Raw genomic sequence first — 19,845 nt, 5'->3', positions numbered from 1 at the left:
CCCCGCCCGTCCGCGTCGGCAGCCGCCGACCGATAGCCTGGGCCGGTCCTTGGAACGGTGCAGGCGATGAGGAGTGACACGTGGCGGTGCGGGCGGTCCGCGGTGCGACCCAGCTCGAGGAGGACTCGCGCGACCACATGCTCGAGCGGGTCGCGGAGATGGTCACCGACGTGATGGAGGCCAACGGCCTGGTGGTCGACGACTTCATCTCGGCGATCTTCACCGCGACCTCCGACCTCGTCTCGGAGTTCCCGGCGTACGCCGCCCGCCAGCTCGGCTTCGGCGAGGTGCCGCTGATCTGCGCGCGCGAGCTCGAGATCGAGCGCTCGATGCCGCGGGTGGTCCGGATGATGGCCCACGTGGAGACCGACCTGCCGCGCGCGGACATCACCCACGTCTACCTCCACGGCGCCGCCGCGCTGCGCCGCGACCTCACCCGCACGCGCGACGTCCCGGATGCCTGACCTGCCCGTGCAGCCGCACCCGGGGCTGCCCGCGCTCACCGGCCCGGTCGAGGTCGTCGGGGCCGGCCTGCTGGGGACCTCGATCGGGCTCGCGTGCCGCCGCGCGGGCCTCGAGGTGCTGCTCACCGACACCTCCGCCGAGAACGTGCGCACCGCCTCCGGCCTGGGCGCCGGCCGCGCCCGGACCACGGACGACCGGCCCGTGCTGGTGGTCGTCGCCGTTCCCCCCGACCACCTCGGCGCGGTGATCGCGGCCGCGCTCGACGCGACCGAGGGCACCGGCGCGGTCGTCACCGACGTCGGCAGCGTCAAGGGGGTGCCGCTCGCTGCGGTCGCCGAGCACCCCGGCGCCGAGCGGTACGTCGGCAGCCACCCGATGGCGGGCAGCGAGCGGTCCGGGCCGCTCGCCGGGTCCGCCTCGCTCTTCGACGGCCGGCCCTGGGCGATCACCCCGCACGCCGGCTCCGACCCGGCGGCCGTCGAGACGGTCGAGGCGCTGGTCCGGCTCGCCGGCGGCGTACCCGTCTGGCTGACACCGGCCGAGCACGACCGCGCGGTCGCGCGGACCTCGCACGTGCCGCACCTGCTCTCCGCGCTCGTCGCCGGCCGCCTGGCCGCCGGCCCCGAGAACCACCTCGCGCTCTCCGGCCAGGGCGTGCGCGACGTGACGCGTGTCGCGGCGGGCGACCCGCGCCTCTACGGACAGATCGTCAGCGCCAACGCCGACGCCGTCGTCGCACTGCTCGACGAGGTCCGCGCGGAGCTCGACCGGGTGCGCGACGCCGTCGGTCGCGGCGACCGGGCCGCGCTGGAGCAGGTGCTCGAGCACGGGGTCGCCGGCACGCGGGTGATCCCGGCCAAGCACGGCGGTCCGGCCCGGCCGATGGCCTCGGTGTGGGTCTCGGTGCCCGACCACCCCGGCGAGCTCGCCCGGCTGCTGGCCGACGCGGTCGCCAGCGAGGTCAACATCGAGGACATCCGCATCGACCACGACCCCGGCCGCCCGGTCGGCCTGGTCGAGCTGCTCGTCGAGGAGTCGCGCGCCGAGCACCTGCTGGCCTCGTTGGAATCACGGGGCTGGTGCAGCCACCGGTAGGCTGCGCGTCCGTGACCACTGCTGCCGCGGACCGTTCCGACCTGTTCCCCGACAGGCTCGTCGTCGCCGTCGACGGCACGTCCGGCTCCGGCAAGTCGAGCACCTGCCGCGGTGTCGCCACCCGGCTGGGCCTGCGCTACCTCGACACCGGTGCGATGTTCCGGGCGATGACCTGGTGGATGCTCGAGCACGGCGTCGACGTCCACGACCCGGCCGCGGTCGCCGCGCGCTGCGCCGAGCCGGTCCTGGAGTCCGGCACCGACCCGGCAGCGCCGACCATCACCGTCGACGGGGTCGACGTCGCCGCCGCGATCCGCACCGACGCCGTCACGGGCTCGGTCTCGCCGGTCAGCACGGTCCCCGAGGTCCGCGCGCGCCTGCTCCGGCTGCAGCGCGAGATCATCGGCGCCGACGTGCAGCCGGTCGGGATCGTCGTCGAGGGCCGTGACATCGGTTCGGTCGTCGTTCCCGACGCCCCGGTCAAGCTCTACCTCACCGCCGACGCCGCCGCGCGCGCCTCCCGCCGCGCGGCCGAGCAGGGCGCCGCCGACGTGGCCGCCACCGAGCAGCTGCTGCTCTCGCGCGACGCCATCGACTCCGGCCGGGCCACCGCGCCGCTGGTGATGGCCGACGGCGCCGTCCACGTCGACACGACCGGCTACACCCTCGACGAGGTGATCGAGCTGGTGGTGGGCATGGTCGACCGGGTCGGCACGTGACCCGCCCGGCGAGGCCCGCCCACCTCGAGCAGCCGCGGAGCGACGGGGTCCCGCACCCCTCGCGGCTGATGCTCCACGGGCTGCGCCCGATCGCCCGGTGGCTGGTCCGCCGCCGGTACGACGTGGACGTCCGCGGCACCGCGAACGTCCCCGCCCGCGGCCCGGTGATCTTCTCCGCCAACCACATCGGTGTCGCCGACGGCCCGCTCCTCGCGATGTTCGCGCCGCGGCCGGTCCACGCGCTCACCAAGATCGAGATGTTCGAGGGCCGGATGGGCCGGTTCCTGCTGGGGTCCGGCCAGGTCCCCGTCGACCGGTTCCGCCCCGACCCGCGCGCGGTCCGGGTGTGCCTGCGGGTGCTCCGCGACGACGGCGCGGTCGGGATCTTCCCCGAGGGACGCCGCGGCGACGGCGAGCTGGACCGCTTCCACCGCGGCGCGGCGTACCTCGCGCTGGTCTCGGGCGCCCCGGTCGTCCCCGTCACCTTCTTCGGCACCCGCGCGCCCGGCGCGCACATGGAGGAGCTGCCGCCCCGCGGGGGCCGGATCGCGGTGTGCTTCGGCACGCCGTGGCAGGTCCCCGCCGCGCCGTTCCCGCGCACGAGGGAACAGGTCGAGCGGTCCTCGTTGTTGCTGAGGGAGCACATGCTGGTCCAGCTGGACCACGCACGCAGGTCGACCGGGCTGGAGCTGCCGGGTCCGTTGCCAGCCACCGATGTCGAACCCGACCCCGCCACCGGGGTCACCGAGCAAGGAGCACCATGACCGAGGTCCTCGGACCCGTCCCCGTCCTGGCCGTCGTCGGCCGCCCCAACGTCGGCAAGTCGACGCTGGTCAACCGCATCATCGGTCGCCGCGAGGCGGTCGTCGAGGACGTCCCGGGCGTGACGCGCGACCGGGTGTCGTACGACGCCACCTGGGCCGGCCGCGCGTTTACCGTCGTCGACACGGGCGGCTGGGACCCCGACGCGCGCGGTCTCGCGCAGGCCATCGCCGCGCAGGCCGAGGTCGCCGTCAGCCTCGCCGACGCCGTGCTCTTCGTGGTCGACGCGACGGTCGGCATCACCGACTCCGACGAGGCGGTCGTGCGCATCCTGCGCAAGTCCGGCCGTCCGGTCGTCCTGGCCGCGAACAAGGTCGACGACGCGCGCACCGAGGCCGAGGCGTACGGCCTGTGGAACCTCGGCCTCGGCGAGCCGTACCCCGTCTCCGCCCTCCACGGCCGCGGCTCGGGCGACATGCTCGACGCCATCCTCGCCGCGCTTCCGGAGCCGCCGCCCGAGCAGGAGCCGGAGGTCGGCGGCCCGCGCCGCATCGCGATCGTCGGCAAGCCCAACGTCGGCAAGTCCTCGCTGCTCAACAAGCTGGCGGGGGAGGAGCGGGTCGTCGTCGACAACGTCGCCGGCACCACCGTCGACCCCGTCGACGAGCTGGTCGAGCTCGGTGGCCGCCAGTGGCGCTTCATCGACACCGCGGGCATCCGCAAGCGGGTCAAGGAGGCCTCGGGCCACGAGTACTACGCCTCCCTGCGCACCAGCACCGCCATCGACCGCGCCGAGGTCGCCGTGCTGGTCCTCGACGGGTCCCAGTCGATCTCCGAGCAGGACGTCCGCATCCTGCAGACCGTCCGTGAGGCCGGCCGTGCGCTGGTCATCGCGTTCAACAAGTGGGACCTCGTCGACGAGGAGCGGCGCCACTACCTCGACCGCGAGATCGAGCGCGAGCTCGTCCAGGTCCAGTGGGCGCCTCGGATCAACATCACCGCCCGCACCGGGTGGCACGTCGACCGCCTCGTCCCCGCGCTGGACCGTGCGATCGAGGGCTGGGAGACCCGGATCGGCACCGGCGCGCTGAACACGTTCCTCGGCCGGCTCGTCTCCGAGCACCCGCACCCGGTGCGTGGCGGCAAGCAGCCGAAGATCCTCTTCGGCACGCAGGCCTCCACCGCCCCGCCGACGTTCATCCTGTTCACCAGCGGCAAGCTCGAGGCGTCCTACGAGCGGTACGTCGAGCGTCGGCTGCGTGAGGAGTTCGGCTTCATCGGCACCCCGATCGTGCTCCAGCAGCGACCCCGCGAGAAGCGCAAGCGCTGACCGTCCGGGACCAGCGGCCCTCGGGCCGGGGTCGTGTGCCGCACGCCGCGTTCAGCCGCGTCCGCGGGCACACGACCCCGGATTCCGGACTCGGGCGAGGGCTGCGGTAGTGTTCACGCGCTCGCTCCGGTGAGCACTCGGGCTGTGGCGCAGCTTGGTAGCGCACTTGACTGGGGGTCAAGGGGTCGCAGGTTCAAATCCTGTCAGCCCGACCGAGAAGCGGCTCCTGACCTGCGGAAACGCAGATCAGGAGCCGCTAGCTTTTTGAGTCAGATCGCCTTATGTCGCGTTTATGTCCCGAAAACCCTCGCGCTGATGATCCAGATTGGTGCCGAGGTGGCGTGCAGCCTGAGGTCGGGCCGGCGCTCGAACCAGCTGGAGTCAGTCGTCCGATGCGGTCGCTGTGGCCCGGCCGGCGAAGGATTGCAGGATGTGCGTCACGTCGGGTGTGGTCCGGTCCTTCTCGATGTAGAACTCCTTGGTGATTGCATCTGAGGAGTGGCCGAGGACGCGGGCTGCGGTGTCGGAGTCGACTAGGCGGTTGATCAAGGTCGCCACGGTCTTGCGGAAGGTGTGTGGCGTCACCCAGTCGAAGCCGGTGTCTTCGCGGATCGTGCGCCACCTCCGCTCGACGTTGCCGACCTGGTGCCAGGTGCCGTTGCGGGTGGCGAAGACCGCGTTGTAGTGATTGGGTTGTTGCTCGATTCGCCGTCTCATCAGAACGTCGACGGCAAATGGTGGTAGCGCGATGGTGCGCTTCGACGCGTCCGACTTCGGCTTGTGTTTCCGATAGGTGCCCTTGCCCGTCTCGGTCTTGATGGTGCCGGTGATGGACACCGTTGGCGGGGTGGCCTTCAGGTCGATGTCTGTCCATCGGAGCGCGAGTACTTCCCCGATCCGGCACCCTGTGGCGAGCAGCATGTCGACGATGTCTGGCATGTCCTGGTTCGGCTTCGGACCTGGCCGCTTCTTGGTCATCCAGGCGTCGACAGCGGAGCGGACCGCATTGAGATCGTCCACGGAGAGCGCTTGGACCTCCTTCTTCTGGCCCCGGAGTCGGGACGTGGAGGAGACCGGGTTGGCGGGAAGCGCATCGTCGATGACTGCAGCGTCGAACATCATCTTGAGGACCGTCTTGGTCTTCTTTCGGCGGCTGTGGGAGTCCTGAGATCTGATGAGCCGCTCCAGGCGCCCAGCTGTCGCCTCGCGCAGGCGAATGCTGCCGATGGCTGGATTGATGACGTTGTCGATGATGCGTTGATACTCGTTCGCGGTGGTTGCTTCGGAGCGCTGTTCGGCGCGATAGAGCGAGAGCCAGATCTCGGCAACCTTGCTGATCCGCATGTCGGGGCCGATGAGGTCACCCGTTGGCGCGTTTCGATCGGCGATCTTGGCTTTGAGTTCCCGCACTGCTGCGGCGGTACTTCGACCGGTGCCCTTGACTTCGCGCGTGACGCCGTCGAAGTCGCGGAAGCGGGTTCTTGCGCGGTAGACGCCGGGACGCACCTCGTTTGTCGTGATGGTCCCGAATGTCCCGATGGGCAGCGGGGGGCGAGCCATGGGCGTTCCTTACTGACGTCTGTGCTTTACCGATGTCGTGGACGCGTCCGTCGCGACATGGAGCTTCGCCGTCCGGACGTCGTCACTTGGTCGACCCCAGGGCCCCGATTGTCGCTTGCGATGCTCTTGTCGGTTTCGATGTCGGGGGTCTCGGCATGATCCTCGATCCACGAATCGAGATCCGAACGGCGGTATCGCAGTGCGCTGCCTACCTTCACTGCGCGTGGTCCGAACCCCGGGCGTCGGGTGCGCCACGTGTAGAGCGTCGACTTTGCGATTCCGATGTAGGCGGCCGCTTGATCAATATTCATGGTGGCCGGGGTGAGGGCGAACCGGACGCGTTCTGTCGGACCCGCCCCGTCGGTCGCCGGCGTGGCGCGTTCGCTCATGCTCGTCATGGTGTCCTCAGAACCGCGTTCGCTCTCCGGAGCCGGTGGCGGTCGGTGACCGCCGACGCTGAGGGCTTCCTTCGCCGTTGTCATCTCGTGTCTCCTTCGGATTGCTGAGGGTCTCGGTGGTCTCAGTCCACGTGACGTCTGACGTTCACCTAAGTGGTCCGATAGGCGCTGGGCGATCAATGCCACCCGGGGGCTCTCCGAATGGCTTGCCGTGGTTCGGCGAAGATGTCGTGACGCCGTGGCCGCCTTGGTGGGCGGTGTCTGCCTCGTTGGGCCGAGGGGGTAGGTGGCTGTTGTCGTTCGAGCGCGCGAGCATCGCCGTGGTGGCGGCAACAGACGCTGCGGACGCGGTTGCCGTACTCACGGAACGCAAGGCATCCGCAACCGGCTGGGGCACCGTGACGACGCGTCGGGCGAGGATGTCGGCGGGGGAGACCCATACAACGTCGCCCTCGGTCGGCGGGGGGGCCAGCCCGGACTCGACGTCGTTGTGCGCTCGGCGGGACAGGGCACGCGCTGGGCCGGTCAGGTTGGGGGTGTCGGCCTTTTCGGCGACGACGTGCGCGAGCTCGGAGCCGGCCTCGATCGCGCGGAGGCTTACCATGGTGGCCTGGGGGAGTTCGGGGCAGGCGGCGATGGCCTCTGGTGTCGCCAGGGTGGTGGTGTCGTGCGTGATGTGGCGATAGGCGGCTCGGACCTCTGCGGCCGCGCGAGCCAAGGGCTCGTCGAGGTGGGCGGCCGGGGGAACCAGGTCTCCCCAGCGGCTGGCCAGGTTGCTCCAGGAGCGGCCTGCGTCGGCGATCGCGGGCACCAGCCGCTCCGAGGGCTCGAGGACGCCGGCGGTGGCGGCCGCGTTGACGAGGACCATGCTGGCGCCGGCGATGAGCCCTTGTGTGCGGGTGATGAGCAGGACGTTGGCCGGCGCGAGGTGGCGGGCCAGGGCGCGGTGGGACTGGATGTCCCAGTTGGCCAGCGCCTGGGCCAGTCGGCCGGGGTCGTCGACAGGGCGGATGGCCTCGCCGGTGAGGGCGTGGGGGAACTGGCCGGTCAGGTAGCTGCGGGCGGTGTTCTCGCACGCGGACATCCGGTCGACCCAGACCCCGGTGGGTGCCACCGCATAGGGGGAGTGGTGCTGGGCCAGCTGGACGCGGCGGCCTGATTCGCGGGCGTCGGTGACGCGGTCGCGGCCGTTGTCGTGCAGGGCGACGTTGGCGGCGTGGGCGGTCAGGTAGAGGCCGTGCATGATCCTGGTGCGCGCTGCCTCGAGGTCGCGGTGGGCCTCGGTCTGCTCGTGCGGGATCTCGGCGCCGTAGCGACGGACCAGGGCGGCGGCGTTGAGGAGGGTCTGGGTCATCTGGTCGACGCGGGGGTTGGTCGGGCCTTGACCTGGCCAGGCTTTCCGGCCGGACAGGCTGGACTCGATGGTGGCGGCTTGGGCGGAGAGGCTGGTGATGGGGCGGTCGCGCTCGTCGACGCCTGGTCGCCGGCCAGGGAGGGAGGCCCACAGGTCCTCGGCGGCCGTGACCATCGTCGGCCAGCTGCGCAGCAGCGTGCCGGCGTCGTCGCCTCCGACGTCCATGAGCAGCTGGCGGGCCAGGTAGTCGACGTCGAAGAGCATCTCGCCGACGCTGCGCACGTCGCGCGAGGTCATCGGGATCTGGCCGACGTCGAAGAGCTCCTCGTCGATGTCGGCGTACGCGCGGCGCAGGTCAGTAACCAAGGCCGCGGGCTTCCCGGATGAGGTCGCACAGGTCGACGACCAGCTGCGAGCCGTGGACGAGGTCCGGCTGGTGCAGCGGCAGTGGGTGGGTCAGCTCCTCAGCTTCGGTGAGCAGCTGCAGCGCGGTGCGCTCCTCGAGGTCAGCGAGCAGCTCGACGTAATCGGGCAGCTCGTAGTCGTCGGGCAGTAGGGCGCTGGCCCGGGAGTGAGCGAGGTAGACACCCAGCCCGAGGTCGTGGAGCGGGGAGTCGGCGGCGGCCGCGTCGGCGTCGGTCCACACCTGGGTAGCGGCCTGGTGCAGCAGCTGGGCGATCGAGCCGAGACGGTCCCAGGTGCCGTCAGCGTTGAGTGCGTCCACGGGCGTTCCTTTCGGTTGGAGGTCGGTCTGGCCCCATGAACCCACGTTCCGGCCGCGGCCCGCTGCGCCGAGCGGCGGGCTGTGGATAACTCGGGGTGCTGTCGGCACCTGGGCACAAACTGGTCTCGTTCGCCTATGTCGTCCGGCGGGTGTCGGACGATCACCGCGAGCAAAGTCAAGAGATCCGCACTAGTGCTGAAAGATGGAGGAGGGTCGAGGTGAGGTTCCCGATGACCGTGCTGAGGGTGGTGACGCTGGGGCCGGCACTGCTGGTGAGCTTCGTCCTCACCGTGGTGGTGTGCGCCCTGCTCCGCCCGGCACTTGGCTTGGTGGTGTTCATGGCTGCCGGCGGGGTCCTGGTCGCGCTCGCGTTGGGGCAGCTGCAGCAGCCGGCGATCGCGGTGCTGACCAGCTCGCGCCCGGCGACCGAGGCCGAGTTCCGGGTGATGGCGCCGGTGCTCGTTGAGCTGGCCGGCCGCGGCGTCGACATCGCCGCTGTGTTCGTACGCCGGGTGCAGCGTCCAAGCACCCCGGTTGCGGGGGCGATCGGGCGGGGCACTGTGGTGGTCAGCCCGGGCCTGGTCGACGCGACCTACCGGGGCGGCGTGACCAGGGCGGAAGCGGCCGCGGCACTGGCTCACGCTGTCGGCCGGCACCAGGCTCTGCGGCCGCGGCTGGAGCTGGCGATGCTTGCGGCGACGACGCCGTGGTGGGTGGTGGTGGCGACGTTCCGAGGCGTGGGCCGGGCGTTCGCCTGGCTTCCGTTCATGCGGCTGGCCTGGACGCTGCGGGGCGTCGTGGGGGTCATCTGCGTGGTGCAGTCGGTCGCCGAGGGGCGTGCCGCGCCTGGGCTTCTCGGCGGTGCGGTCGTCGCGTTGACCTACCTGGTGCCGGCAGCAGGCCGGCGGATCGAGCTCCGCGTCGAGGTCGAGGCCGACCGGTTCGTGCTCGCGCGCGGTCTCGGGCCCGTGCTGGCTGGTCTGCTGCGGCGCTTCGGGCACCCGATGACGCTCGAGCGGATGCGGCAGTTGGAGGCGGTCGTCGAGCAGCGTCAGCGGCCGCGGCTGCACCTGGTGCACGGCTGAGGCTGTTCGCTGGCGGGTCTCGCGGCCGACCGACGTGGGCTACTCGTCGTCGGCGAAGCCGGACGTGGAGTGATGCACGCAACCGCGGCCGTTGCCCTCGTGTGGCTTGTGGTTCATGCAGGGCAGCGAACCCAGCTTGTGCGAGCAGTCGACCCAGCGGACGGTCGAGGGTCCGGTGGTCGGTGCGAGTGCGGTGGCCATCGCGGCCCCCTATGGGCGCGGGCCGCGGTGGCGGCCGAGCTGGGGCCGCTGGTAGGCGGCGGTGTCGGTGTGGTCGTGCTGGCGGCTGGACCGGTGAACCTGCGCGATCTCGGCGTCGGGGGAGGGGCCGGTGTCGGCGGCCGCGGCCTGGGCGGCTGCCTCCTCGCTGGCCCTGATCTCCTCGGCGCGCTGTCGTGCCTCTTCCTCGAGCGCGGCTTCCTCGCGAGCGGCGTCACTCATGTGAACTCCCATGGATCCCGTGGGCCGGCACCGGGTGCGCCGGTCCTCCTGGTCACCTATGTGCGGGGCGAGGGTCCGGGCGATCACCGCGGCCGAACTCCTTGGAAGTCGGGTTGCCCCGGGTTCAGGCGGGCTGGGTCAGCAGCGTGGCGCCCAGCAGCTGCGCCGTGTGCTCGAGGACGGTGGGGGAACCGGTGGAGCTCGGGCGGTCGCAGCACGGATGAGTGTCGTAGCCCTCGTCGACGACGATGCGGTGCAGCTGGCCACCGCAGGCGCGACAGCGTCGACCGGCGTGGGTGGGGCACTGCTCGGCCGCCACGGCGCAGGGAAGGCATGCCGCGGCCGGCGGGGGAGTGGCCTGGTGGTCGCGGTCCCAGTCGCGCCGCTGGCGCAGCAGCATGGCGGTCTGTTGCCACAGCGCGTGCTCGAGGTGCGCCGGCGCAGGCCGGCCGATCGCCTGGTCGACGGCCTTCCTGAGGAGCTGGTCACCGTAGGTGAGGATCCGCTCGTTGACGCCGCGGCCGTAGCACCAGCGGGCCAGCGTCTTGGCGGCCGTCGTCAGCTGCTCGTCCATGGGCGGCCCCCTCCCTCAGCAGGTGGCCCACAGGCCACTGGCGGCCTCCTGGGCATCGTCGGCGGCCGCAGCGTACGAGTTTTCCCGGGCGAGATCCTGGGCTGCCTCGTAGCGGCGTGCGGCGCCGCGGGCAAGGAGCTCGTGGGCTACGTCGACCTCGTCGTGGTCGACGTAGCGCAGCGGACGGTCGTATCGGTCGCGGTCGGGCTGTCGACTGTCGGTGACGAGCTGGACGGTGCTGCCGACCGGCGCGAGGTCCTCGAGCATGTCGGTTGCCTGGTCGGCGTAGCACTCGGCGGGCGTCGGAGGGTGGGCGACTTCGGGGGCGTCGATGCCGAGCAGGCGGACTCGGCCGAGCGGGCGGCCGGCCAGATCCTCGACGCGGAGGGTGTCTCCGTCGACGACGGCCGTCACCCGCACTTGGGTGGCCGTGCCCTCCGATGGGTCGGCGCCTGTGGGGGTGCCGGGGAGGGCTGCGGTGATGCCGCCGGCGGTGAACGCGGCGATGGCAGCGGCGGCCAGGCCGATGAGGGCCTTCACCGGGCGACCCTCAGCTGCGGACGCTCGCCGGAGACGGGGACCGCGCGTTCCTGGGCCTGGGCGCCGGGGGAGCGGTAGCGAGCCTCGGGGATCTGCTCGTCGACGTCGGCCGGGCGGGTGCTGGCAGCGGCCCGCTCCTCGGGGAGTTCGGCTGCGATCTTCGCGGCGAGGTCGCGCAGCGGCGGGGTCTTCTCGATCCGCCGGGTGGCATGGAGCACGGTCGTGTGGTCGCGTTCGAGGTGCCGCGCGATCGTCGGCAGGCTGTGCCCGTGGATGCGGGCCGCGGTCATGGCCACCGCTCGGGCGTCGGCGGCCGTCCGGGTTCGATCGGCGCCCAGGAGGACCTCGGGTGTGGTGCCGAAGGCCTCGGCGGCCGCCACGACGGCGTGCTCGACCGGGCCATCGGGCTCGAAGGTCGACGCGGGCTGGTCCTGGTGGAGGCTGACGACGCTGGCCTCGGGCCGGGGGAGTTGGGCGGTGTAGCGGTCGTTGACGTGCTTGGTGACCCGGGCCGCGGCGACGGCCAGCCGGGGGCGTTCGGCGGTGCGGCGCACGGCGTGGATCACCGAGCCGTGGTCCTTGTTGAAGTGCTCGGCGATCGCCGGCAGGGATAGGCCGACCTCGCGGGCGGCGGTCATGGCCACGGCGCGGGCGTCGCTGACCGGGCGGCTGCGCTCGGCGCTCAGGATCGCCTCCGGCGTGGTGCCGAACATCGGCGCGGCGGCGTTGATGGCCAGCTCGCACACCGCTGCCGGGCCGGTTGCCGGCGCCGCCGGAAGGGTCTGGTCGACCTGGACGGCGAGGACGGCCACCAGCGACCGCAGCTGGTCGGCGTCCATCGGCGCGACCAGATCGGCTACCTGGTCATGCTGCCCGCGGCCGGCGGCATCGAGGATGAGGCCAGCCAGCTGGCGGCCGCCCTGATCGAGGTCCATGCCCGTCCTCCTGCCTACCGCGCCGGCGACCCGACGGCCGGGGACGCCTGGCGAGGCACCTGGGCGCGACCCTGTTCGGCCATCCGCCGGCGGGCATTGTCGGTGATGTCACTGGCGATCCCGGCCGACTGCCGGGCGTTGGGCGCGGCGTGGTCGACGACGTTCTCGAGCAGGCGCACGTCCTCGTCCGCGCGGCCGAGCTCCTTGCCGGCGGTCGCGATGCTCCGCTCGAGGGTGACCGGCTCCAGCAGCGATGCCGGCGTTGCCTGGCGCGCCGCGGCGCGGGCGCTCTCGACGTGCCGAACCGCGGCGCGCGCAACTGGCTTGCCAAGGATGACCATCTCGCTGACCACCGCGATTCTCGGTCTAAGGTCAGCCAGATCGGCGACGACCGCGGAATCGAGCCCGCCGGCAGCGGAGAGCAGATCTCCCAGCGCAGCAAGAGCTTGGACGGCAAGGTCCAGATGGCCGTAGACACCGTGGATGAGGTGCTTGGCATCTTCACACCGCGTCTGCAGCCTGTCCAGGTGCTCGCCAGCTGCCTCGAGGTAGTAGTCGCCACGGTCACTGAAGCGGGCCCTGGCCGAGTCGAGCTCAGCGTCATCCAGAACCAGGAGCGCGGAGTTGATCGTGGTATGCAGCTCGTCGACGACCCGGCGGGCGCGTCCCACGGTCTGCTCGGCCATGAAGACTGCGTCTGCGGCTTGCAGAGCGATGTCGGTGGTCATGTCGGCTCACCGCCTCCCGTGTCGGACGGGGGCGTACTGCTCGACGGGAGCAGGACCTCACGGAGGCGGTCGAGCGCTGCCCGGGCCTGCTCGAGGTGGTTGCGGGCCTCCTGAACCGGGTCACGGTCGGCCGCGGCGGAGGGAGAATCGGTGGGCGTGCTCACGGGCAGCTCCTTGGTTGACCGGGGTCATGTCTCAGTCACCAAGGGAAGGCCGACCCGCTCGGGCGATCACCGACGCGAAGAAATCTCGCGGGCCTCAGGCACCGCGGTTCATCGACGGCCGAGGACCATCAGGTCAGGGCTGGTCCCAAGGCATCGACTCCTGCTCCTCGTCGACGCCCTGGCTGATGATGTGCGCGGTGGCGTTGCGGGCGGCGTTCAGTTGCTTGTGGAGGTCGACCGCGAGTCCGCGGGCCTCCTCCAGGTGGAGACGCGCGACGCCGATCGCCATGGCTGGGTCGGATTCGTCGGTCATCGAGTCCATGCTGAGCACTTGGTCGGCCAATGCCTGCTCGAGCGTGCTGGACAGCTGCGAGAACGCCTGGGGCAGCGCGGCCGCGAGGTCGGCGAACTCCGCCAGCTCGTCGGAGGTCTGGGCCGGGTTCTGGTCGCGCACCCACATCGTGGCGCGGTTGAAGCTGTAGACGTGTTCGCGGGCTGCCGTCGCGTGCCGGCTCGCCTCGAGCTGGTCGTTGTCGTCCACCAGGTTGCCCCTTCCTGCCGAGAGGTCTCGCTGGCCTGAGTCTCGCGGATCTCGCCCGGGGTACGCGCGGCCGCCGGCGGCGGGCTGTGGATAAGTGCAGGGGTGCCCTCCGGGGCCTCCGGGCGGGAGACTGATCAGCCATGGACGACCAGGCGGCCTTGATCGTAAGACGAGTCGCTCTGGCGGTGGCCGCTTGATTCAACGCTCTGGCCGACGTCGGGGCCTAGCGCCGACTCGCCGCCGGTGGGGGAGTGGAACGCCTATAGCACACCGCAGTTGGAGGCCGGCGACGTCGACGAGCTGCTCGATGACCTCGCCGACGTCGCGCCCCCCGATGCCGCTGTGCGAGGGCGTCGCCGAGCTCGAGGCGGTCCTACGTCGGCAGGGTCGCCGCGAGCTCTAACGCCGCGGCGCGTCGTGGCCGCCGTCGGAGGCGAGCGGGAGTTCGCGCCGTCGGCGGCCGGCACCGAGACTGCCGGCTGCCGGGTCGGCGGCCGACGGTGCTCCGGTGGCCAGGATCTCGCGGATGTAGCGGTCGAAGCCGGGCATCGTGAACCGGACCTCGCCGCGACTGGCGGGCTCGATGATGCCCTTGTCGATCAGGCGCTCACGCGGAACGCCCAGGGCCTGCGTGGGCCGGCCGAGCGCCGCGGCGATCTCTGCCCGCGTCACCGTGGGCGTGCCGGCCTGCGCCATCACGGACATGATCTGCTTCTCCAGCTCGGTCGCGGCCGCCCACCGGGCGGCGTACATGGAGGTCAGCTGGTCGTCGGCCAGCGGCAGGCCGGCCCGCACCTGGTCGACGTCGAGCACGTCACTGGTTCCTGAGGGCTTGGCCACCTCCCACGTCGCGTGGGCGAGGACCTGCAGCAGGTACGGGAATCCTTGGGCCTCGGCCGCGATCGCCTGCAGCGCGGCGGGTGTCCAGGTCACGCCCAGCTCTGAGGCCGGCTCGGCCACGGCGGCGACCGCGGCGGCGGGCTCGAGTCGGGGAAGCGTGAGGAAGGTGCTGCGCTCCCCGAAGGTGGCTGCGTTGACCAGGACTCCCGGAGTCGAGGGCAGGCCGGCGCCGATGATGGCGAGGGGGTTGTCCTCGCGCCGTCCAGCCAGGTTCTGCATCGCGTTGAGCAGGACCGCGAGGTCATCGCGGGTGGCCGCGTGCAGCTCGTCGACGAAGACCACGAGTCCGGCGCCACCGCGTGCGCGGATTTGGGCGCTGGTCTCGTGCAGGAGGTCCTCCAACGCCGAGATCTGGGCACCTCGTGGAGGTGCCTCAGCCCCGGAGCGGTCGGCGGCCGCGGTCGCGCTCACCTTCACCCCGCTCGGCAGCCCGAACTCCAGGGCGATGCTCTCCAGGCGGAGCTTCCAGGTGCCCTTCTCAGCTCGGGGGAGGATGTCCGCGGTCTCGATGGCCTTTCCGACACGGCTCACCAGGTCGGGCAGGAACGGCGCGTTGCGGCGGCAGGCCACCCATCCGGTGATGAATCCGTGGGCCTCGGCGTCGCGCTGGGCCTCGCGCAGCAGGGAGGTCTTGCCGACCCCGCGCGGGCCTAGGAACACCAGGAGCGGGCCGCCCATCTCGCCGTATGTGCCGATCCGGCTCAGGTAGCCTTTGATCCTGTCCTGCTGCTGTTCCCTCCCGGCCAGGACCCGCGGCAGTTCGCCCGGTGCGTAGGGGTTGGGCAGCATCAGAGGTCTCCCATACATTCTGTTACACAGCGGGCTTGTGTAACGAAGTGTATGCCGTCGATCCGGATCAGCGCCCGACGTCGAAGCTGCGTGTCCCAGGCGTGCTGGCAGCGCCTGGCGTGCGCGCTCCGAGCCGACGACGGGCGGCATCATCGGGGCTCTCGCCCGCGGAACCGACCTCGTCGACGCCGCCACCAGGTCGATCGCCGTGCAGCCGGGTCGTCTCGCTCAGGCATTCGGCCAGGTCCTCGACGTCGGCCTCCAGAACCCGCTCCAGGATGCCGGCGACGCCCCCTGGCAAGCCGTCACACTCGGCCACCAGGGCCTCGGCCAGACGATCGAGGGCAGCGTCTCCGCGGGCGGTGAAGGTGACGACACCGGGGACCGGGTTCTCGGCTGGGGGAATGCTCATGGTCCACCTCGCTTTCCGGTCACCTGCATGCGAAGGAGGTTGTAAGCGATCAGCCCGATCTGCGACACCAGGAGAATCCGCCGGCTATCGCGCGGGAGAGCTCACGGCCCTGTGCGGAGCTTGCGCCGGGCGGCCAGCGGGGGCAAGGCCACCGAGAGTGACACCGGGGCTGGGCGCGATTTCGCGCCCAAGGTCATTCGCCGAGCGGCGAGGAGTGTCCGCGTGGCCAGCGGCGCACTCACTGAGAGACGGACGGGCTCCGCGGTCCCACGTCGTCGGTCCGGGGCGACCCAGACTGACCGATCCCGCAGGCGATCGGTACCGCTAGTGTTCATCGGCGATGGCCTCCGGAATCGACCCCAACGCGTTGAGGGCTGCTCGCGAGGAAGCGGGGTTGACTCAGCATGAGTTGGCGCGCTTGGTGGGAGCGGCTGGGGGTGAGCGCATCTCTCGCTGGGAGTTGGGCACGTCATCTCCGCGCCCCGACTTCCTGGTGAGACTCGCCAAGGCCCTCGACATCCCGACGCTTCGGCTGATCCAGATCGACGCTGAGGTCCCCGACCTCAGGGCGTTGCGCCTGCAGGCAGGGCTCAGCGCGCAGAACCTCGCGATGGCCGTGAAGGTAGCCGTCCCGACCTACTACGCCTGGGAGCAGGGGCGCTGGGCCCGACTCCCTGCACCTGAGTCGCTTAAAGGGCTCGCCCGCGCTTACGGGGTGGCCGTCGATGCGGTGGTCGCGGCTTTCCGTGAGTCCCAGCGACAGCACCAGCGGGGCGGAGACACTTCGGCCTGAGGAGACCTTCGGCAGCCGCACGGCGTCGCAAGTGCGCAACGGCAGCCGGGTTTGGACGCTATCCACAGGCGAGAAACTGATTCCGGAAGAGGCGGACGATTTGTGGTCCCATGGACTCCGGATCATTCGGAGGCGTTGACGCTAATTCCATCGGGGGAATGAGCTGCGCAACCCTTCCGGTCAGGACTGGGCGATGTCATCTCGAAATCGGTCACCTGTGGAAACCGAGCCGCTCGATAGAAATGCACTAGCGTGGGACTATCGAGTTGGACTCGTGGTGATCGCCGAGGGCCCGTCTTGACACGTAGGTGATCGAGACACGAGAGGACTCGGGATCCATGTCGCTGAACACCGCTCAAAGTGCGTCGGGCGAGGCGCCCTCCACCAATCGACCTGCGCCCAAATTCAACAAGAGTCCACGGCTCAAGCGGCGCCGCAGGCCGTGGGTTTTCGCACTTTGTGCTGCCCTCGTCGCCGCCGGCGCCCTGGGAACCGCGTTCGCGTTCAGCTCGGTCAACGACTCCCAAGAGGTCCTGGTCGTCAGCCGTGACATCACGCGCGGCGAGACCATCGAGGCCGGGGACCTCTCGGTGGTGCGGGTGAGCGTCGACCCAGCGCTGACCCCGGTTGCCGGGAGTCAGAAGGGCGAGCTCGAGGGCAGCCGCGCCGCTGTCGACCTGTGGGCCGGCACTCTGCTCACGGAGGAGGCCGTCACCGACAGCCTGGTGCCGGGGGAGGGGGAGTCCCTGGTGGGCATCAGCCTCGCCCCGGCGCTGATGCCGTCCGTGCAGCTCTATGCCGGTGACTCGGTCCGGATCGTCACCACACCCGGCGACCAGGGCGAGATCACTAACGAGGACCCGGTCTCGGTCGAGGCAGTCGTCGTTGGTGTTAGCCGGGTCGAGGAGACAGGGGAGACCGTCGTCGACGTCTCGGTGCCCGAGGCCGATGCCGCCGACCTGGCTGCCCGTGCCGCCACCGGACGGGTCGCGCTCGTCCTGGACGCCCGGGAGCGCTGAGGCATGGCGCTGATCGTCCTGGCCTCCGCGAGCGGTTCGCCTGGCGTCTCCACCACGGCGCTCGGGCTCACCCTGAACTGGCACCGACCGGTGCTCCTGGTCGACGCCGACCCCACCGGCTCCTCCTCGGTCTTCGCCGGCTACTTCCACGGCACCCACGAGCCGACCGGGGGGCTGATCAACCTCGCCCTCTCCCTGCGCGAGGGAACGCTGGCCGAGGCACTGCCGCGCGAGACGCTCCTGCTGGACCCCGAGGCCCCGGCCGAGCGCTCGGCGTGGTTCCTGCCCGGCATCCGGGCTCACGAGCAGGCCCCCAGCCTGCTGCCCCTGTGGGAGCCGCTCACCGAGCAGCTGCGCGCGCTGGAGCGCCACGGCCAGGACGTCATCGTCGACGCAGGCCGGCTCGGCCTGGCCGGCTGGCCCCAGCCGCTGATCGCCGCCTCCGACCTGACCCTCTTGATCACCCGCAGCTCGTTGCCGGCCCTGGCCGGCGCCACCAGCTGGGCCAAGACGTTGCGCACGCAGTTCGCCGGGGTCGGTGGCTTGTCCCGGCTTGGGGTCCTTCTCGTCGACGAGGAGCGACGCTGGCCGATGCCCACCGGTGCCCGAGTCCGGCCCTACAGCGCCCGGCACATCGCCAAGGCCCTGCAACTCCCCGTCGTCGCCTCAGTGGAATGGGAGCCCGAGGTGGCCGAGGTCTACTCCCACGGCGCCCGCAAGCCCCGCAAGTTCGAGTCCTCCGGGCTGCTGCGCGGATATCGGGCCAGCGCCGCGGCCATCCAGTCCATCATCGGCGCCAACCAGGCCGCCCTCGCTCCCACGAACGGAGGCCACGCATGAGCGCCAACGGACACCACCCCGACACCAACGGCCGCGACCCGCTGCGCGCCGACGAGTGGCTCGAGGCCCGTCACGCCGCGAAGCGGGAGCAGACCTCGCCCTTCGCCCGCGGCCGCAGCACCAACGGCACCCCGCCGCCCCCGCCGCCGGTCGTCGAGGACCACGACCCGACCTCCCTGCCTATCTTCGCCGGCGCCTGGACCAGCGAGCAGGAGCTTCCGGGCCGTGCTCGCTCGGAGTTCAGCCTGCGTCCGCTGGTGGCGCCCGCACCGGAGGAGCATCACCACAACGTGCCCGACGCGGACGGCCGGGTCGAGCTGGACTGGGAGCTGATCGCGCAGTACCGCGCGGAGATCTCCTCGCGACTGACCGCACGGCTCGACAAGGAAGGTGGCCGGGTCACCGACGAGGACCGCGAGCAGATGGGCCTCGACGTCATCGAGGAGCTCATCAAGTCCGAGGCCGAGACGCTGGTCTCCACCGGCCGGCCCCCGTGGACCAAGGACCAGGAGAAGGCGCTCAAGTCCGCCCTCCACGCCGCCCTGTTCGGTCTGGGCCGCCTGCAGCCCCTGGTCGAGCGTGAGGACGTCGAGAACATCATCGTCATCGCCCGCGGCCCGGTCTGCGCGGTGTGGCTGGAGCTGGTCGACGGCACCCTGGTCGAGGCCGACCCGATCGCCGACTCCGAGGACGAGCTGCGCGAGTTCCTCGCCGACCTGGGCGCCCGGCAGAACCGGCCCTTCACCGAGGCCCGCCCGCACCTGGACCTCCGGCTGCCCGGGGGAGCGCGGCTCGCGGCCGGCTCCTGGGTGATGGCCTACACCTCGGTCGTGATCCGCCGCCACGGCATGCGCGAGGTCTCCATGGACGAGATGGTCTACGACCGCAAGGCCTGCACCGCGGTCCTGGCCGACTTCCTCGCGGCCTGCGTGCGGGCCGGCAAGAGCATCGTCGTCTCCGGCGTCCAGGGCTCCGGCAAGACCACCTGGGTCCGCGCCCTGTGCTCGTGCATCCCACCCTGGGAGATGATCGGCACCTTCGAGACCGAGTTCGAACTGCACCTGCACGAGCTGGTCGACCGGCACAAGATCGTCCACGCCTGGGAGCACCGCCCCGGATCCGGCGAGGTCGGCATCGACGGCCGCCAGGCAGGCGAGTTCAGCCTCGAAGAGGCCATCCACCACTCCTTCCGGTTCAACCTCGCCCGCCAGATCGTCGGCGAGGTCCGCGGCCCGGAGGTCTGGAACATGCTCAAGGCCATGGAGTCCGGCCCGGGCTCGATCAGCACCACCCACGCCCGCAGCGCCGAGCACACCATCGAGAAACTCGTCTCCTGCGCCATGGAGAAGGGCCCCCAGGTCACCCGCGAGCTGGCGATCAGCAAGCTCGCCGCCGCGATCGACATCGTGATGTACCTGCGCTCCGAGGTCGTCCCCAACGACGACGGCACCTTCCGCAAGCAGCGCTGGGTCGAGGAGGTCCTGGTCGTCCAGCCGAGCATCGACGCAGCCCGCGGGTACGCCACCACCCCGATCTTCGCGCCCAACCAGCTCGGCCAGGCCGTCGCGACCGGCAAGCTCGACAACTTCCTCGCCCAGGAACTAGCACGCCACGGATTCGACCTCGAGGCGTACAAGGCCGAGTCCCAGGCCAACCCGGGGGTGGCCACCTCATGAG

At 71.2% G+C, this 19,845-nt stretch carries 23 protein-coding genes and 1 tRNA gene; 11 read left to right on the top strand and 13 right to left on the bottom strand.

Annotated elements, in window-relative coordinates:
• Window positions 1-80: 80 nt before the first annotated feature.
• The 6 genes from aroH to QWY28_RS20060 all read left to right on the top strand — a co-directional run bounded on the left by aroH (window position 81) and on the right by QWY28_RS20060 (window position 4,583).
• Window positions 81-464 carry a chorismate mutase gene (gene aroH, locus QWY28_RS20085; RefSeq protein WP_300954469.1) on the top strand — a complete coding sequence of 128 codons (384 nt, stop codon included), beginning with the start codon at window positions 81-83 and terminating at the stop codon, window positions 462-464.
• Entirely contained in the window at window positions 457-1,560 is a 1,104-nt protein-coding gene (locus QWY28_RS20080) for a prephenate dehydrogenase (protein WP_300954468.1), read from the top strand. The genes aroH and QWY28_RS20080 overlap by 8 nt, the downstream gene beginning before the upstream one ends.
• An 11-nt stretch (window positions 1,561-1,571) precedes the next feature.
• Window positions 1,572-2,279, top strand: coding sequence for a (d)CMP kinase (gene cmk, locus QWY28_RS20075; protein WP_300954467.1), 708 nt, complete (start codon window positions 1,572-1,574; stop codon window positions 2,277-2,279).
• Window positions 2,276-3,043, top strand: a complete 768-nt coding sequence (locus QWY28_RS20070; RefSeq protein ID WP_300954466.1) for a lysophospholipid acyltransferase family protein — start codon at window positions 2,276-2,278, stop codon at window positions 3,041-3,043. The genes cmk and QWY28_RS20070 overlap by 4 nt, the downstream gene beginning before the upstream one ends.
• On the top strand, window positions 3,040-4,371 hold the full coding sequence (der, locus tag QWY28_RS20065; RefSeq protein WP_300954465.1) for a ribosome biogenesis GTPase Der: 1,332 nt from the start codon (window positions 3,040-3,042) through the stop codon (window positions 4,369-4,371). Before QWY28_RS20070 ends, der begins: the two co-directional genes overlap by 4 nt.
• Window positions 4,372-4,509: 138 nt before the next feature.
• A tRNA-Pro gene (locus QWY28_RS20060) sits at window positions 4,510-4,583 on the top strand.
• Window positions 4,584-4,752: 169 nt separating this feature from the next.
• On the opposite strand, the gene QWY28_RS20055 is transcribed toward QWY28_RS20060, so the two are convergent.
• The 4 genes from QWY28_RS20055 to QWY28_RS20045 all read right to left on the bottom strand — a co-directional run bounded on the left by QWY28_RS20055 (window position 4,753) and on the right by QWY28_RS20045 (window position 8,407).
• Window positions 4,753-5,931 carry a tyrosine-type recombinase/integrase gene (locus QWY28_RS20055; protein ID WP_166196092.1) on the bottom strand — a complete coding sequence of 393 codons (1,179 nt, stop codon included), beginning with the start codon at window positions 5,929-5,931 and terminating at the stop codon, window positions 4,753-4,755.
• Between the two features lie 26 nt (window positions 5,932-5,957).
• Entirely contained in the window at window positions 5,958-6,242 is a 285-nt protein-coding gene (locus tag QWY28_RS24460) for a helix-turn-helix transcriptional regulator (protein WP_369292710.1), read from the bottom strand.
• A gap of 232 nt (window positions 6,243-6,474) precedes the next feature.
• Window positions 6,475-8,049, bottom strand: coding sequence for a hypothetical protein (locus QWY28_RS20050; RefSeq protein WP_300954462.1), 1,575 nt, complete (start codon window positions 8,047-8,049; stop codon window positions 6,475-6,477).
• Window positions 8,039-8,407 (bottom strand): hypothetical protein, encoded by a 369-nt coding sequence (locus QWY28_RS20045; RefSeq protein WP_166196089.1) that lies wholly within the window; start codon window positions 8,405-8,407, stop codon window positions 8,039-8,041. Before QWY28_RS20045 ends, QWY28_RS20050 begins: the two co-directional genes overlap by 11 nt.
• 95 nt (window positions 8,408-8,502) lie before the next feature.
• On the opposite strand from QWY28_RS20045, the gene QWY28_RS20040 reads away from it, so the two are divergent.
• The gene (locus QWY28_RS20040) at window positions 8,503-9,492 is read left to right on the top strand and encodes a hypothetical protein (protein ID WP_300954461.1); all 990 of its coding nucleotides are present in this window, start codon (window positions 8,503-8,505) and stop codon (window positions 9,490-9,492) included.
• Window positions 9,493-9,531: 39 nt separating this feature from the next.
• On the opposite strand, the gene QWY28_RS20035 is transcribed toward QWY28_RS20040, so the two are convergent.
• The 9 genes from QWY28_RS20035 to QWY28_RS19995 all read right to left on the bottom strand — a co-directional run bounded on the left by QWY28_RS20035 (window position 9,532) and on the right by QWY28_RS19995 (window position 15,516).
• Window positions 9,532-9,693 carry a hypothetical protein gene (locus QWY28_RS20035; RefSeq protein WP_166196085.1) on the bottom strand — a complete coding sequence of 54 codons (162 nt, stop codon included), beginning with the start codon at window positions 9,691-9,693 and terminating at the stop codon, window positions 9,532-9,534.
• Between the two features lie 9 nt (window positions 9,694-9,702).
• Window positions 9,703-9,933: a hypothetical protein gene (locus QWY28_RS20030; RefSeq protein ID WP_300954460.1), complete on the bottom strand. Its 231-nt coding sequence runs from the start codon at window positions 9,931-9,933 to the stop codon at window positions 9,703-9,705.
• Between the two features lie 124 nt (window positions 9,934-10,057).
• Window positions 10,058-10,507 carry a hypothetical protein gene (locus tag QWY28_RS20025; RefSeq protein WP_300954458.1) on the bottom strand — a complete coding sequence of 150 codons (450 nt, stop codon included), beginning with the start codon at window positions 10,505-10,507 and terminating at the stop codon, window positions 10,058-10,060.
• A 15-nt stretch (window positions 10,508-10,522) separates the two neighbouring features.
• Window positions 10,523-11,047 (bottom strand): thermonuclease family protein, encoded by a 525-nt coding sequence (locus QWY28_RS20020; RefSeq protein WP_300954456.1) that lies wholly within the window; start codon window positions 11,045-11,047, stop codon window positions 10,523-10,525.
• Window positions 11,044-11,982, bottom strand: a complete 939-nt coding sequence (locus QWY28_RS20015; RefSeq protein ID WP_300954455.1) for a helix-turn-helix domain-containing protein — start codon at window positions 11,980-11,982, stop codon at window positions 11,044-11,046. The genes QWY28_RS20020 and QWY28_RS20015 overlap by 4 nt, the downstream gene beginning before the upstream one ends.
• Before the next feature lie 14 nt (window positions 11,983-11,996).
• Window positions 11,997-12,710: a hypothetical protein gene (locus QWY28_RS20010; RefSeq protein ID WP_300954454.1), complete on the bottom strand. Its 714-nt coding sequence runs from the start codon at window positions 12,708-12,710 to the stop codon at window positions 11,997-11,999.
• A gap of 297 nt (window positions 12,711-13,007) precedes the next feature.
• The gene (locus QWY28_RS20005; protein WP_300954453.1) at window positions 13,008-13,415 is read right to left on the bottom strand and encodes a hypothetical protein; all 408 of its coding nucleotides are present in this window, start codon (window positions 13,413-13,415) and stop codon (window positions 13,008-13,010) included.
• Window positions 13,416-13,814: 399 nt separating this feature from the next.
• Entirely contained in the window at window positions 13,815-15,104 is a 1,290-nt protein-coding gene (locus tag QWY28_RS20000) for an ATP-binding protein (protein ID WP_300954451.1), read from the bottom strand.
• A gap of 67 nt (window positions 15,105-15,171) precedes the next feature.
• The gene (locus tag QWY28_RS19995) at window positions 15,172-15,516 is read right to left on the bottom strand and encodes a hypothetical protein (RefSeq protein ID WP_300954450.1); all 345 of its coding nucleotides are present in this window, start codon (window positions 15,514-15,516) and stop codon (window positions 15,172-15,174) included.
• A gap of 340 nt (window positions 15,517-15,856) precedes the next feature.
• Between QWY28_RS19995 and QWY28_RS19990 the strand changes: the two genes are divergently transcribed.
• From QWY28_RS19990 to QWY28_RS19975, 4 genes are all read left to right on the top strand, one after another.
• Window positions 15,857-16,309 (top strand): helix-turn-helix transcriptional regulator, encoded by a 453-nt coding sequence (locus QWY28_RS19990; RefSeq protein ID WP_300954449.1) that lies wholly within the window; start codon window positions 15,857-15,859, stop codon window positions 16,307-16,309.
• 338 nt (window positions 16,310-16,647) lie between these two features.
• On the top strand, window positions 16,648-17,328 hold the full coding sequence (locus QWY28_RS19985) for an SAF domain-containing protein (RefSeq protein WP_300954448.1): 681 nt from the start codon (window positions 16,648-16,650) through the stop codon (window positions 17,326-17,328).
• Window positions 17,329-17,331: 3 nt separating this feature from the next.
• Window positions 17,332-18,168: a MinD/ParA family ATP-binding protein gene (locus tag QWY28_RS19980; RefSeq protein ID WP_300954447.1), complete on the top strand. Its 837-nt coding sequence runs from the start codon at window positions 17,332-17,334 to the stop codon at window positions 18,166-18,168.
• The gene (locus QWY28_RS19975) at window positions 18,165-19,844 is read left to right on the top strand and encodes a TadA family conjugal transfer-associated ATPase (protein WP_300954446.1); all 1,680 of its coding nucleotides are present in this window, start codon (window positions 18,165-18,167) and stop codon (window positions 19,842-19,844) included. Before QWY28_RS19980 ends, QWY28_RS19975 begins: the two co-directional genes overlap by 4 nt.
• Window position 19,845: the final 1 nt, after the last annotated feature.

The sequence above is a fragment of the Nocardioides oceani genome (assembly GCF_030412965.1).
In the GTDB taxonomy this organism is placed as follows: domain Bacteria; phylum Actinomycetota; class Actinomycetes; order Propionibacteriales; family Nocardioidaceae; genus Nocardioides; species Nocardioides oceani.
Note: the sequence above shows the minus strand (reverse complement) of the source record. Positions and strands in the feature narration are given on the sequence as shown.

Bases quoted from the DNA above. Each gene is read 5' to 3' on its own strand.
- QWY28_RS20080 (WP_300954468.1), top strand. From the start codon at position 457: ATGCCTGACCTGCCCGTGCAGCCGCACCCGGGGCTGCCCGCGCTCACC.
- der (WP_300954465.1), top strand. From the start codon at position 3,040: ATGACCGAGGTCCTCGGACCCGTCCCCGTCCTGGCCGTCGTCGGCCGC.
- QWY28_RS20055 (WP_166196092.1), bottom strand. From the start codon at position 5,931: ATGGCTCGCCCCCCGCTGCCCATCGGGACATTCGGGACCATCACGACA.
- QWY28_RS24460 (WP_369292710.1), bottom strand. From the start codon at position 6,242: ATGAATATTGATCAAGCGGCCGCCTACATCGGAATCGCAAAGTCGACG.
- QWY28_RS20035 (WP_166196085.1), bottom strand. From the start codon at position 9,693: ATGGCCACCGCACTCGCACCGACCACCGGACCCTCGACCGTCCGCTGG.
- QWY28_RS20030 (WP_300954460.1), bottom strand. From the start codon at position 9,933: ATGAGTGACGCCGCTCGCGAGGAAGCCGCGCTCGAGGAAGAGGCACGA.
- QWY28_RS20025 (WP_300954458.1), bottom strand. From the start codon at position 10,507: ATGGACGAGCAGCTGACGACGGCCGCCAAGACGCTGGCCCGCTGGTGC.
- QWY28_RS20015 (WP_300954455.1), bottom strand. From the start codon at position 11,982: ATGGACCTCGATCAGGGCGGCCGCCAGCTGGCTGGCCTCATCCTCGAT.
- QWY28_RS20010 (WP_300954454.1), bottom strand. From the start codon at position 12,710: ATGACCACCGACATCGCTCTGCAAGCCGCAGACGCAGTCTTCATGGCC.
- QWY28_RS20000 (WP_300954451.1), bottom strand. From the start codon at position 15,104: ATGCTGCCCAACCCCTACGCACCGGGCGAACTGCCGCGGGTCCTGGCC.
- QWY28_RS19995 (WP_300954450.1), bottom strand. From the start codon at position 15,516: ATGAGCATTCCCCCAGCCGAGAACCCGGTCCCCGGTGTCGTCACCTTC.
- QWY28_RS19990 (WP_300954449.1), top strand. From the start codon at position 15,857: ATGGCCTCCGGAATCGACCCCAACGCGTTGAGGGCTGCTCGCGAGGAA.
- QWY28_RS19985 (WP_300954448.1), top strand. From the start codon at position 16,648: ATGTCGCTGAACACCGCTCAAAGTGCGTCGGGCGAGGCGCCCTCCACC.
- QWY28_RS19980 (WP_300954447.1), top strand. From the start codon at position 17,332: ATGGCGCTGATCGTCCTGGCCTCCGCGAGCGGTTCGCCTGGCGTCTCC.
- QWY28_RS19975 (WP_300954446.1), top strand. From the start codon at position 18,165: ATGAGCGCCAACGGACACCACCCCGACACCAACGGCCGCGACCCGCTG.